We start from the raw sequence: 13,194 nt of genomic DNA, 5'->3' as shown, positions 1-13,194 counted from the left end.
TACGTGGAGTATAAAAAAATAATAGATGTCTTTTGTGTCGGAGAAACACTCATAGACCTTATAGGACATCAAATGGATGTTCCTATAGAGAACACAGGAGATTATCATCGTTGTCTTGGTGGATCACCTACTAATGTAGCGATGAATTTAACTCGATTGGGAGTTAATGTAGAACTGGCAGGAACTATAGGGGAAGATGGTTTTGGAAAATTTATACTTAATAAGCTTAAAGAAAATAGGGTTTCTACGACGTGTGTACGTCAAGATGCAATACAACCTACAAGCGTGATCTTTGTTTCCAAAACAAAAGAGACTCCAGATTTTATTCCTTTCCGAAAAGCGGATGTGATGATTACAGAAAATCAAATCCCTACAGAAATCATAAAACAAACACGTATTTTTCATACTACTGCTTTTGCGCTTAGTAAAAACCCTTCTCGTAATACAATTCTAGCAAAAGCAAAAGAGGCTCATGAATTAGGATGTACTTTGAGTATTGATATTAACTATTCTCCACGTATATGGCCAGATAGATTGAAAGCGATGGAGACAATAAAAGCATATTGTCAGTACGATCCGCTTATAAAAATAAGTGAAGATGATATGGAGCGTCTTTTTGAAGAACACCTTTCTCATGAAGAAATATTTACCTTCTTTCATGATCATCTTAATGTAAGTACTGTGTGTTTAACATTGGGAAGTAAGGGTGTTACGCTTTCGCGAAAGCATGAAACACCAATAACCCTACCAGCAGAAAAAATAAAAGATATTATGGATGCTACTGGAGCTGGCGATGCCTTTTGGAGTGGGTTTTTATTTGCTTATTTAAAAGAATTTCCAATAGAAAGAAGTTTAAGAATTGCATTGTCCCTAGCGGCGATCAAATTACAAAATATAGGGAGTTTGCCTAGAAATAGAGATCTCCTTTCAGAATTATTAAGGATAAAATAAAGGAACTATTAAGGATAAATAAAGGAGATATTATTTTGCAATTAAGAAACATACGCATATTAGAATATCTTATTTTTGTAAGTTAATGACCAACTATGAAAAAGTACAATAAACGTCGAGAAGCACTGGTGTACCATGCAAAACCAATGCCTGGTAAAATTGCAGTTGTTCCAACAAAGAAATACGCTACGCAACGAGATCTTGCCTTGGCATATTCTCCTGGAGTAGCAGAGCCTTGCCTTGAAATTGCAAGAGATATAGAAAATGTATATAAATATACTGCAAAAGGAAATTTAGTGGCTGTGATTTCTAACGGGACAGCCGTTTTAGGTTTAGGAGATATAGGTCCTGAAGCATCTAAACCGGTAATGGAGGGGAAAGGATTGCTGTTTAAGATCTTTGCAGGGATTGATGTATTTGATATTGAAGTAGGGACAAAAGACGTAGATGCTTTTATAGAAACAGTAAAAAATATTGCACCTACTTTTGGGGGAATTAATCTAGAAGATATAGCAGCGCCAGAAGCATTTGAGATAGAACGTAGACTTAAAGAAGAGCTTGATATCCCAGTGATGCATGATGATCAACATGGGACAGCAATTATCTCTGCAGCTGCATTACTTAATGCTTTAGAAATTGCAGATAAAAAAATAGAAGAAGTTCGCATTGTAATAAGTGGAGCTGGAGCGGCAGCGGTGTCTTGTACACGTTTGTATAAAGCTTTTGGTGCTAGAAATGAAAACATTGTGATGCTCGATAGCAAAGGTGTTATCAGAAAAGACAGAGAAGTACTAAGTAAAGAAAAGGACGAATTTGCTACTCATAGAAAAATAGATACGCTAGATGAAGCAATGAAGGATGCAGATGTTTTTGTGGGACTTTCTATTGCAGATATAGTCTCGCAAGAAATGGTGCAAAGTATGGCAAAAGACCCGATTGTTTTTGCTATGGCAAATCCAGATCCTGAGATAGCTTATGACCTTGCTTGTGATGCCCGTAAGGATATTATTATGGCTACAGGACGTTCTGATCATCCTAATCAAGTAAATAATGTATTAGGGTTTCCATTTATTTTTAGGGGAGCACTCGATGTACGCGCTACAGGAATTAATGAAGAGATGAAAATGGCTGCTGTAAAAGCATTAGCTCAGTTAGCTAAAGAACCGGTTCCCGAACAAGTAAACATTGCTTATGGAGAAACGCGTTTTACTTTTGGAAGAGATTATATTATACCAAAACCTTTTGACCCTAGATTGATCACTAAGGTACCTCCAGCAGTAGCAAAAGCAGCTATGGAAAGTGGTATAGCACAAGAACCTATAAAAGACTGGGATGCATATGAAGATGCATTACTAGAGCGTTTAGGAGAAGATAATAAAATTGTTAGGTTATTATTAGATAGAGCACGACTTGATCCTAAACGTATTGTTTTTGCAGAATCAGATCAGTTAGACGTTCTTAAAGCTGCTCAGATTGTTCACGATGAGGGAATTGCAATTCCAGTATTGTTAGGCAATCGAGATGTTATTTTAGAATTAAAAGAAGAGATTGATTTTGATGCAGACGTTGAGATCATAGATCCAAAATCTAAAGAGCAACTCGATCAAGTAAGTAAATACGCAGAAATCTATTGGAAAACTCGTAAACGTAAAGGAATTACACTTTTTGATGCAAAAAAATTGCTTAGACAGCGTGATTATTTTGCGGCAATGATGGTGAGTGAAGGTGATGCTCATGGTATGTTATCTGGTCATAGTAGGAGTTATCCTTCGGTGGTAAAACCATTGTTAGAAGTTATAGGGCCTGCAAAAGGAGTTCAGAAAGTAGCGGCTTGTAATCTAATGATTACTTCTAGAGGACCTTTGTTCTTGGCAGATACTTCTATAAATATTGATCCAACAGCAAGAGAGCTTGCAAATATTGCTCATATGACGGCAACTACAGTAAAAATGTTTGGTCTAGAGCCTGTAGTCGCTATGACGAGTTATGCAAATTTTGGTTCTTCAGGAAATGAAAGAGCGACAAAAGTAGGAGAGGCGGTTGCATATTTACATAGATTCCATCCAGATCTTATTGTAGATGGAGAAGTACAGGCAGATTTTGCTCTTAATAGAAAAATGTTACAGAGTAAATTTCCTTTTTCAAAACTTGCAGGTAAAAAAGTAAATACATTGGTTTTTTCAAATATTGATAGTGCTAATATCACGTACAAGATGGTTAAAGAGCTTGAAAAAGCAGACAATATTGGCCCTATTATGCTTGGTATGCGTAAGCCAGTACACATACTTCAATTAGGTGCCAGTGTGGATGAAATCGTAAGTATGGCAGCTATTGCTGTGATAGATGCGCAGAAGAAAGAAAAGCATGGGATGTAATACATTGTTTTTAAGTTTGCTTTCGCGAAAGCGGACACATGAGAATCTATCAATAATCATAACACCTCGATAAAGATATTTTCTTACATTTACGGGCTTAACACTATAAATAACAATGATTACTCATTTAAGGGGGAGACTTATTGAAAAAAATCCAACCTATGTGGTTATAGACTGCAATGGAGTTGGGTATTTTGTGAATATATCATTACATACCTTTTCGTCACTTCCTCAAGGAGAATCATTGCATATATATACGCATCTTCAAGTAAAAGAAGATAGTCATACATTATATGGGTTTATGGATGTGATGGAGCGTGAGATTTTTAGATTGTTAATATCTGTTTCTGGAATAGGGACGAGTACAGCTAGAACAATGTTGTCCTCATTACATCCAGATCAAATAAAACATGCAATAGCATCAAATGATGTTGCGACTATTCAGGGAATCAAAGGCATCGGAGCAAAAACAGCACAACGTGTTATCTTAGATTTAAAAGATAAAATCTTAAAAGTATTTGATTTAGACGTCAATTCTGCCGTTCAAAGCAATACACAGAAAGAAGAAGCGTTATCAGCATTAGAAACATTAGGATTTGCAAGAAAACAATCAGAGAAAGTCTGTATGCAAATTCTTAAAGAAAAACCAGATGCTAGTGTAGAGACAATTATAAAAGAAGCATTAAAAAAACTGTAAAGCCATTTTGGGGACAAAATATTATTTAAAATTACGTACACTTTTACTATTTATGATAAGCATGCTCTTTGTTGGAGCTTCTTCATTAATAGCACAAGAAACTAACGAAACAGAACAAGACTCAACTAGTACTACATTTTCTTTTGGTAATTTATCGTTACCTAATCCTGATAGTATAGTCTCAAAGTATACTTATGATCCAGAAACAGATCGTTATGTTTATACTGAGAAGTTAGGGTCATTTAATATCAATTATCCTCTTATCCTTACGCCGGAAGAATATTTTCGTCGTCTTCGTGATGAGCAAATGAAGCAATACTTTAATGAGAAAGTTGCTGCATTAGATGGAAGAACTGAGGAAGGGAAGGAAGCTCAAAAAAGCTTGATCCCAACATTATATGTAAAATCAGACCTCTTTCAAACGATATTTGGAGGAGATAAGATTGAATTTACACCTCAGGGTTCTGTAGAAATGGATTTAGGAATTCTATTTACAAAACAAGATAATCCAGCTTTTTCACCCCGTAATAGAAGTAATTTAACATTTGACTTTGACCAACGTATAAGTCTAAGTCTTTTAGGAAAAGTAGGAGAGCGTTTACAGATAACAGCCAACTATGATACAGAATCTACCTTTGATTTTCAAAACCAAATAAAATTAGAGTATACACCTACAGAGGATGATATCATTCAAAAAATAGAGGTAGGTAATGTAAGTATGCCTCTTAATAGTTCGCTTATCCAAGGATCTCAAAGTTTATTTGGAGTTAAGACGGAATTACAATTTGGTAAAACAAGTGTTACTGCTGTCTTTGCAGAAAATAGATCTCAACCTCGTACGGTTACTGCCGAAGGAGGAGCTACAGTTCAAGATTTTGAAGTTGCAGCATTAGATTATGATGAGAATAGACACTTTTTCTTAGCACATTATTTTAGAGATCATTATAATGAATCTCTAAGGAGTTATCCATTTATTGATAATAATATCCAGATTACACGTTTAGAAGTTTGGATTACAAATAGACAAAACCAAACACAAGATGCACGTAATATAGTCGCTATTCAGGATATTGGGGAGTCAGACCTATCCAATATTGGATTGGATTTTCCTCCAACTGGATTTATAAATAACGTCGCAGATGCTTTTCCTGATAACAGAAATAATGATTTCAATCCTCGAGGGATATCGGATCCAAGTGTAGGATCTGTATTAAATAGTGCTATTAGAGACGTCGCTACGGTACAGCAAGGTTTTGGAGGAGTACAAGTAAGTGATGGGGTAGACTATGTGTTATTAGAAAATGCTCGTAAACTACAACCTAATCAATATACATTATACACTCAGTTAGGGTATGTTTCTTTAAACCAGCGCCTTAATAATGATGAGGTATTAGGAGTTGCTTTCCAATATACGGTCGGAGGGCAAGTATTCCAAGTAGGAGAATTTGCAAATGATGGGATAGATGCAACAAATGGTAGCCGTCCAGATGATGATGGTGATGGAATTCCAGATATAGCAGATGCAAATAGTCCAGTAAACAGACCAGATCAAGATGGTGATGGTATTGCAGATGATGCAGATGCTGATATTAATGGTGATGGTATTCCTAATGGTCAAGATGCAGATGGGAATGGTATTTTAGATACCGTTATACCAGCTGGACAAGCAGGAAGCCCACAGAATCTTGTTGTTAAAATGCTTAAAAGTAATTTGACAAATGTAGATGAACCTGTATGGGACCTTATGATGAAAAACATCTACCCTCTAGGAGCTTTTGCCTTAGAGCAAGATGGTTTCCGTATGAATATTGTATATGCAGATCCTTCTCCTTTAAATTTTATAACACCAGTCGAAGGAGCCCCATTTCCAACATTATTTAATGGAGTTACAGATCCAGGAGAATCAATAACAAATCCAGATAGAGGAAATTTAGAATCTAACACATTACTGCAATTATTTAACTTAGATAGATTAACCTCTTTTGGAGATCCACAAGTAGGAGGAGACGGTTTCTTTGATTTTGTTCCCGGAACAACTGTTCATGTACAAAATGGTAGTATTGTTTTTACTACAGTAGAACCATTTGGAGAACATTTATTTAACTTGTTGAGAACTGATGACCCCCTAGAGACATATGATGATGGTATTTCTGGGTCAGATCTTGAACTTAATAGTTTTAATCCAAATCAAGAGCAGTATGTATATAAAACATTGTATAGCTCTACTAAAACAGTAGCGCGTGATAATGCAGAGAAAAACAAATTCCTTTTAAAAGGACGTTATAAATCTACACAAGAACAAGGGATTTCTTTAGGAGCATTTAATATTCCTCAAGGCTCTGTAACTGTTACAGCAGGAGGACGACCCTTAGTAGAAGGATTGGATTATACTGTAAATTACCAATTAGGGCGTGTTATTTTATTGGATAAATCTTTAGAAGCTTCTGGTATTCCTATTACAGCATCTGTGGAAAATAATGCTGTTTTTGGACAACAAAACAAACGATTTACAGGGATTAATATAGAACATAAGTTTAATGATAATTTTATTATAGGAGGGACTTATTTAAATTTAAATGAACGACCACTTACTCAAAAAGCAACGTATAGTTTTGAGCCTATTAATAATACCATATATGGAATTAATGCTAGCTACTCTACAGAAGTACCTTTCTTAACTAGACTGGTTAATAAGCTGCCAAATATAGATACAGATGCGCCATCTAACTTCTCAATACGAGGAGAAGCTGCATTTTTGTCTCCAGGACAACCTAAAGGAACAGACTTTAATGGCGAAGCAACTTCATATATTGAAGATTTTGAAGCTTCACAAACATCTATTGACGTAGGTGGTGCATTACAATGGTTTTTATCTTCAGCACCAGTAGGTTTTGGGGGAGAACTAGCAAATGATGATATTACTAGTGGTTTTAGAAGAGCAAGATTAGCTTGGTATACCATAGACCCCGTGTTTTATAACTCGCAACGTCCAGATGGTATTTCTGATACAGATCTTTCCTTGCCAGAGACGCGTCGTGTGTTTAGAGATGAGATTTTTCCACAACAAGATATAGTTTCTGGACAAACACAAGCATTATTTACACTTGATTTAGCTTATTTTCCTGATGAACGTGGACCTTATAATTATAGTGCAGATGCACAAGATCAAGAATTAAGTAATCCACAACAAAATTTTGGAGGGATTATGAGGCAACTTACCTCTACAGATTTTGAACAGTCTAATGTGGAGTTTGTTGAATTTTGGTTAATGGATCCATTTTTTGCTAATGGAGATACGACAAACCCAGGAGGGAAAGTAACAATAAACTTAGGAAGTATCTCTGAGGATATTCTTAAGGATGGACGTAAGCAATATGAAAATGGACTTCCTAATGATGGAGGTACAGAGGCGACCACTCCTACAAACTGGGGAAAAGTCCCTACCAACCAATCATTAGTATATGCTTTTGATACAGAAGGAGCAGAACGTGCAAATCAAGATATAGGTTACGATGGTTTAAGTGATGCAGAAGAAGCAACTATGTATCCTGCTTTTGCAGGTCTTCCTGATCCAGCAGCAGATAATTATGATTATTTCTTAAATGCACAAGGAGATGTTATTGAGCGTTATAAAGCATTTAATAACTTACAAGGAAACTCTCCTGTAGAAGTAACACAAACAAATAGAGGGTCTACTACATTTCCAGATTTAGAAGATGTCAATCGTGATAACACTATGAATACCATAGATGCTTATTATGAATATGAACTGGATATAAATCCAGGAACTCTTAATATAGACACCAACGAATTTGTTACTGATGTAAGAGAACTTACTGTAACAACACAAGACGGATCTTCACTTCCTACAAGATGGGTTCAATTTAGAGTACCTATTAATCAATCTACAAATGTAGTAGGTGGAATCTCAGATTTTAGATCCATACGTTTTATGCGTCTGTATATGAGTGATTGGCAAAACGATATTGTCCTTCGTTTTGGAACACTCGATTTAGTACGTGGAGATTTTAGAAGATATTTATTGACATTAGATCCTGAAGAACCTAATAACGATAATGATAATACACTTTTTGAAGTGGCAGCTGTTAATATCGAAGCTAATGAGACACGTTCGCCAGTACCTTATAATTTACCTCCAGGAGTTCAAAGAGAACGATTAAATAATAATAACAATAATATTCGTCAGAATGAACAATCGCTTTCTATTCGTGTAGATAATCTTGAAGAACAGGATGCACGTGGGGTATATAAATTTTATAATCTTGATATGAGGCAATATAAGAACCTGCGTATGTTTATGCACGCAGAGCCTCTTGTAAATGCTGGAACGGCAGGGTTAGATGATGAGAATATAGTTGGGTTTGTTCGTATGGGAACAGACCTTAATAGTAACTTCTATCAAATAGAATTAGGTTTGGAGCCAACGCCTTTTGGGGTGGCACAAACAGATAGAGAAGCTATTTGGCCAGCTGTAAATGAGCTTGATCTAGATTTAGAGTTACTACAAACCATTAAATCTAAAGTTATTTCTGGTGATGTAGAAGATGACCCTAATGCGATAACATATTTTAATCAAGATGGAGATCGTATCCTTAATGCAGAACAAACTTGTTATATACCAGGAGAACTTCGTATAGGTATTAAAGGACTTCCTAGTTTTGGAGATATAAGAACATTGTTGTTAGGAGTTAAAAACGGAAACCCAAAAACGAATGTTGATATAGGATGTACTCCAGGAGCTATAGGTGGAGAAGTGTGGTTTAATGAATTACGACTTTCAGATTTAAGTAATGAAGGAGGTTGGGCAGCTGTTGTAAATGCAGATGGTAACATTGCAGATTTTGCAACCGTTTCTGCAACAGGAAGACATAGTACTGTTGGTTTTGGTAGTATAGAACAAGGACCGGCAGAACGTAGCTTAGAAGATGTGACTCAATATGATGTCGTTACTAATGTTAATATTGGACAATTGTTACCTAAAAAATGGGGGATACAATTACCATTTAATTATGCAATAGGAGAAGAGATTATTACTCCAAAATTTGACCCTCAGTTCTTAGATTTAGAATTGGACGATAGACTAGCTAATGCAGCAACTCCAGAAGAGAGAAGTGAAATAGAAGGAGCTGCGATAGATTATACAAGACGTAAGAGTATTAACTTTATTGGTGTACGTAAAGAACGTACGGGTGATAAGAAACCAAAACCGTATGATGTAGAAAATCTTACATTCTCATATTCGTATAATCAAACAGATCATAAAGATTTTGAAATAGAGCAATCTAGAGATCAAAATGTGCGATTAGGAGGTACTTATAATTTTGATTTTCAAAATAAACCTGTAGAACCATTTAAGAAAAATGACTCTTTATTTACAGGAAAGTACTGGAAGTTCTTAAAAGATCTTAATTTTAATTACCTACCATCTAATGTGTCTGTGAGTTCTAATATTGTAAGACAATATAATGAGCAAAAATTTAGAGATATAGTTGGTAATGAAAATGATATTAGTATTCCAAGACTTTTTCAACGTAACTATCTTTTTGATTGGCAGTACAGTGTAAACTTACCGATTACAAACAGTTTACGTGTAAATTATGATGTAAGTCATAATCGTATTGTACGTAACTATTTAGATAGAAATGGCGCTCCGAGTTTCTTAGATGATAATGGAGATGAGATAGAAGGGTTTGGTGTGTATAATGGATTCTTTGATGTAGGAGAAGCAAACACTCACTTTGGTACATTACAATTAAACTATGACCTTCCATTTGATAAGTTTCCTTTCTTAGATTGGATTACAAATACGACCTATTCATATACTGCAAATTATACGTGGCAAAGAGGCTCTCAACAATTTCAAACACTAGATGGTATTCCAGATTTAGGGAATTCAGTAGAAAATAGAAACACACATGCTATTAACGGAACTCTAGAAATGGATAAGTTATATAAGTATGTTGGTCTTACTAAAAAGACAAAGAAAAGTAATAACTCGAGAGATAGGGGAAGAGGGATACCATCACCTACAGATGAAGGAACAAGTAAAGGAAAAGGACTTACAGATCGAGATGGAGCAGATTCAGGATCTTCATTAAGTGGAAGCGATAAAGCACTTAATACAGGAATAGGATTATTAACAGCATTAAAGAGAGTACAAGTAACATATCAAGAAGATAATGGAATATACTTACCAGGATACCTTCCTTCGATAGGCTTTTCAGGAAGTTTACGACCTTCACCTGGATTTGTATTTGGAAGTCAAGCAGAAGTTAGAGATCTAGCAGCTCGTAATGGATGGTTGACATTGTATCAAGACTTTAATCAACAATATAGAGAAATAGAAAGTAGAAACTTAGGAATACAAGCACGTATAGGATTAATAAAAGATCTAGATATAGACCTTAATTTTAATCGTGTCTTCCAAGAGAATTATGCAGAGAACTATAGAGTAGACCCAGAAACTCTTCTTTACGAATCATTAACTGGTAATAATTTTGGAAACTTTAGTATTTCAACATTGCTTATAGGAACCGCATTTAGCAAAAGCACATCCGATTTTTCTGAAGCATTTAATACATTTAGATCAAATCGTATTCAAGTAGCAGATCGTCTAGCAACTAGTTTTTATGGAACAACAGAATTTGAAAGAGATGAAAATGGATTCCCTGTAGGATTTGGACGTACAAATCAGTCCGTTCTATTACCATCGTTCTTATCTGCTTACACAGGAAAAGACATTTCAAAAACAAAATCGGGAGCATTTAGAGATATCCCACTTCCAAACTGGAATATAAAGTATACTGGATTAATGCGTCTTAAGTGGTTTAAAAAGAATTTTAAGAGATTCTCTATGCAACACGGATATACAGCTGGATATACAATTAATCAGTTTAATACAAACCTTGCATTTAATAGAGATATAGACACTGACCCTACTACAGCACAAACAGATCAAGCAGGTAATTTCTTAAACCCTACATTGTTTGGTAGTGTTACACTTACAGAGCAATTTACACCTTTAGTTCGTTTTGATTTTGAAATGAAAAACTCAGTTAAGATCCTTGCAGAAGTAAAAAGAGATAGAGCCCTAGGATTAAGCTTTGATAATAATATTTTGACAGAAATCAAAGGAGACGAATATGTGTTAGGTTTAGGATATCGTATCAAAGACCTTACGTTTGTAACAAATTTTGGAGGAAGAAGAAAAGTATTAAAAAGTGACCTTAATTTCAAAGCAGATTTATCATTACGTCGTAATGAAACAATAATTAGATACCTAGATATAGATAATAGTCAGACGACAGCAGGGCAAGATATTTATGGATTGCAATTTACAGTAGATTATGCATTGAGTAAAAACTTAACAGCACTGTTCTTTTATGATCATACATTTTCTACATTTGCAATATCAACAGCATTCCCGCAAACAACAATTCGATCAGGGTTTACATTACGCTATAATTTTGGAAACTAAATACAACATATAAAAATGTGATCGCTTTCGCGAAAGCATATAAAACAGACATAACCACATAATAAGTAACGAATGAGCATACCAGCAGAATTACAATACACAAAAGATCACGAGTGGGTACGTATCGAAGGAGATATTGCTACCATAGGTATAACACAGTTTGCCCAAGGAGAGTTGGGAGACATCGTATATGTAGAAGTCGAAACAGTAGATGAAACGCTAGATAAAGATGAAGTTTTCGGAACTGTAGAAGCTGTAAAAACTGTATCAGACCTCTTTCTTCCATTAACTGGAGAAATAGTATCATTTAATGAAGCATTAGAAGATGATCCAGAATTGGTAAATAAAGATCCTTATGGAGAAGGATGGATGATCAAAATGAAGATTTCTAATACAGAAGAAATAGCAGATTTGCTAGATGCTGAAGGATATGCGTCAATTATTGGGGCATAAATTTATAGCAGTAATTGCTGTTTTATATACGATAGCACTTACCTTGGGATCTCTAATTCGTCCAGTACATTTAATAGATGATCCTGTAACATATTTAGATAAGCTCTTGCACGCAGGAGCTTATTTTGGTTTAACATTATTATGGATTCTGTGGAAATACATTAAAAATAAAAATGAAGCCAAGATAGTTACTCAAAAAACAATACTTACAATGTTTATAGTAATAGCTGTATGCGCCATTATTTATGGCATAATTATTGAACTTTTGCAAGGGACTATTACTAATTATAGAACCCCCGATGGTTGGGATGTTTTGGCAAATACTACAGGAAGTGTATTGGCCTTATTAACTTGTTTGCTATATATTAACAAATCGAAGATGCTAAAATCAAAGTTTTAGTTTTATTTTAGGATTTTATTTCGTTATTTTAGCTTTCTTTAATACTCAGAATTTATGGAACTCAAAAAAAATCCAAAGTCAGACCTCAAAAAGCGTAGCTTGCTGTTTTTTCAGTTAGGTTTGATAGCAGTTCTTCTCTTTACGTATATTACGATCGAATGGAAGACTTATGATAAAAGCGCAATTAACTTAGCGTTATTAAGTGCAGATGATCTTGATGAAGAAATTCCAATCGTAGAGCTTAATACACCACCGCCACCACCGCCACCGCCACCGCCACCAGCGCCGGAAATTATTGAAGTGATAGAAGATGAAGAAGAAATAGAAGAAACTATTATAGAATCTACAGAAACATCTCAAGATGAAGAAATCGTAGAAGTAGAAGAAGTAGAAGTTGCAGAAGAAGAGGAAGAGATTGCAGATGTACCTTTTGCAGTTATTGAAAATGTTCCAATTTTTCCAGGTTGTGAGAGTAAGAAAAACAATGCGGAGCGTAAAGCCTGTATGAGTGAGAAAGTAAGTAAGCTTGTAAATAGAAAATTTAATACAGAACTTGGTGCCGATTTAGGATTAAGTGGAGTAAATAGAATTTTTGTAAGCTTTAAAATTGATAAAAAAGGAAATATTGTAAATATCCGTTCAAGAGCACCACATCCAAGATTGGAGCAAGAAGCAGAGCGAGTAATTAAATTACTTCCTAAAATGACTCCAGGAAAACAAAGAGGAAAGCCAGTAGGTGTATTATACTCTCTTCCTATTACATTCAAGGTGGAAGATTAATTACTACTACCTTATATAAAATTAGAAATCCCGATTGCGA

Annotated in this window: 7 protein-coding genes; all 7 read left to right on the top strand. The window is 35.0% G+C overall.

Features of this window, described 5'->3' with window-relative positions:
- The first annotated feature begins 3 nt into the window (after positions 1–3).
- The 7 genes from ABJD27_RS12785 (at position 4) to ABJD27_RS12755 (ending at position 13,154) form a co-directional block, all read left to right on the top strand.
- Positions 4–951: a PfkB family carbohydrate kinase gene (locus ABJD27_RS12785; RefSeq protein WP_348165319.1), complete on the top strand. Its 948-nt coding sequence runs from the start codon at positions 4–6 to the stop codon at positions 949–951.
- 95 nt (positions 952–1,046) lie between these two features.
- Positions 1,047–3,326 (top strand): NADP-dependent malic enzyme, encoded by a 2,280-nt coding sequence (locus ABJD27_RS12780; RefSeq protein ID WP_348202050.1) that lies wholly within the window; start codon positions 1,047–1,049, stop codon positions 3,324–3,326.
- A gap of 115 nt (positions 3,327–3,441) precedes the next feature.
- Complete coding sequence (gene ruvA / locus ABJD27_RS12775) at positions 3,442–4,023, top strand: Holliday junction branch migration protein RuvA (RefSeq protein ID WP_348165313.1); 582 nt, start codon at positions 3,442–3,444, stop codon at positions 4,021–4,023.
- Between the two features lie 61 nt (positions 4,024–4,084).
- Positions 4,085–11,521 carry a cell surface protein SprA gene (sprA, locus tag ABJD27_RS12770; protein WP_348165646.1) on the top strand — a complete coding sequence of 2,479 codons (7,437 nt, stop codon included), beginning with the start codon at positions 4,085–4,087 and terminating at the stop codon, positions 11,519–11,521.
- A 72-nt stretch (positions 11,522–11,593) separates the two neighbouring features.
- Positions 11,594–11,974 carry a glycine cleavage system protein GcvH gene (gene gcvH, locus ABJD27_RS12765; protein WP_348165310.1) on the top strand — a complete coding sequence of 127 codons (381 nt, stop codon included), beginning with the start codon at positions 11,594–11,596 and terminating at the stop codon, positions 11,972–11,974.
- Complete coding sequence (locus ABJD27_RS12760; protein WP_348165307.1) at positions 11,952–12,374, top strand: VanZ family protein; 423 nt, start codon at positions 11,952–11,954, stop codon at positions 12,372–12,374. Before gcvH ends, ABJD27_RS12760 begins: the two co-directional genes overlap by 23 nt.
- A 54-nt stretch (positions 12,375–12,428) precedes the next feature.
- Positions 12,429–13,154: an energy transducer TonB gene (locus tag ABJD27_RS12755; RefSeq protein WP_348165304.1), complete on the top strand. Its 726-nt coding sequence runs from the start codon at positions 12,429–12,431 to the stop codon at positions 13,152–13,154.
- Positions 13,155–13,194: the final 40 nt, after the last annotated feature.

The organism is Dokdonia sp. (assembly GCF_039945015.1).
Taxonomy (GTDB): Bacteria; Bacteroidota; Bacteroidia; order Flavobacteriales; family Flavobacteriaceae; genus Dokdonia.
The sequence above is the reverse complement of the archived record's forward strand: the minus strand, read 5'-3'. Positions and strand labels throughout refer to the sequence as shown.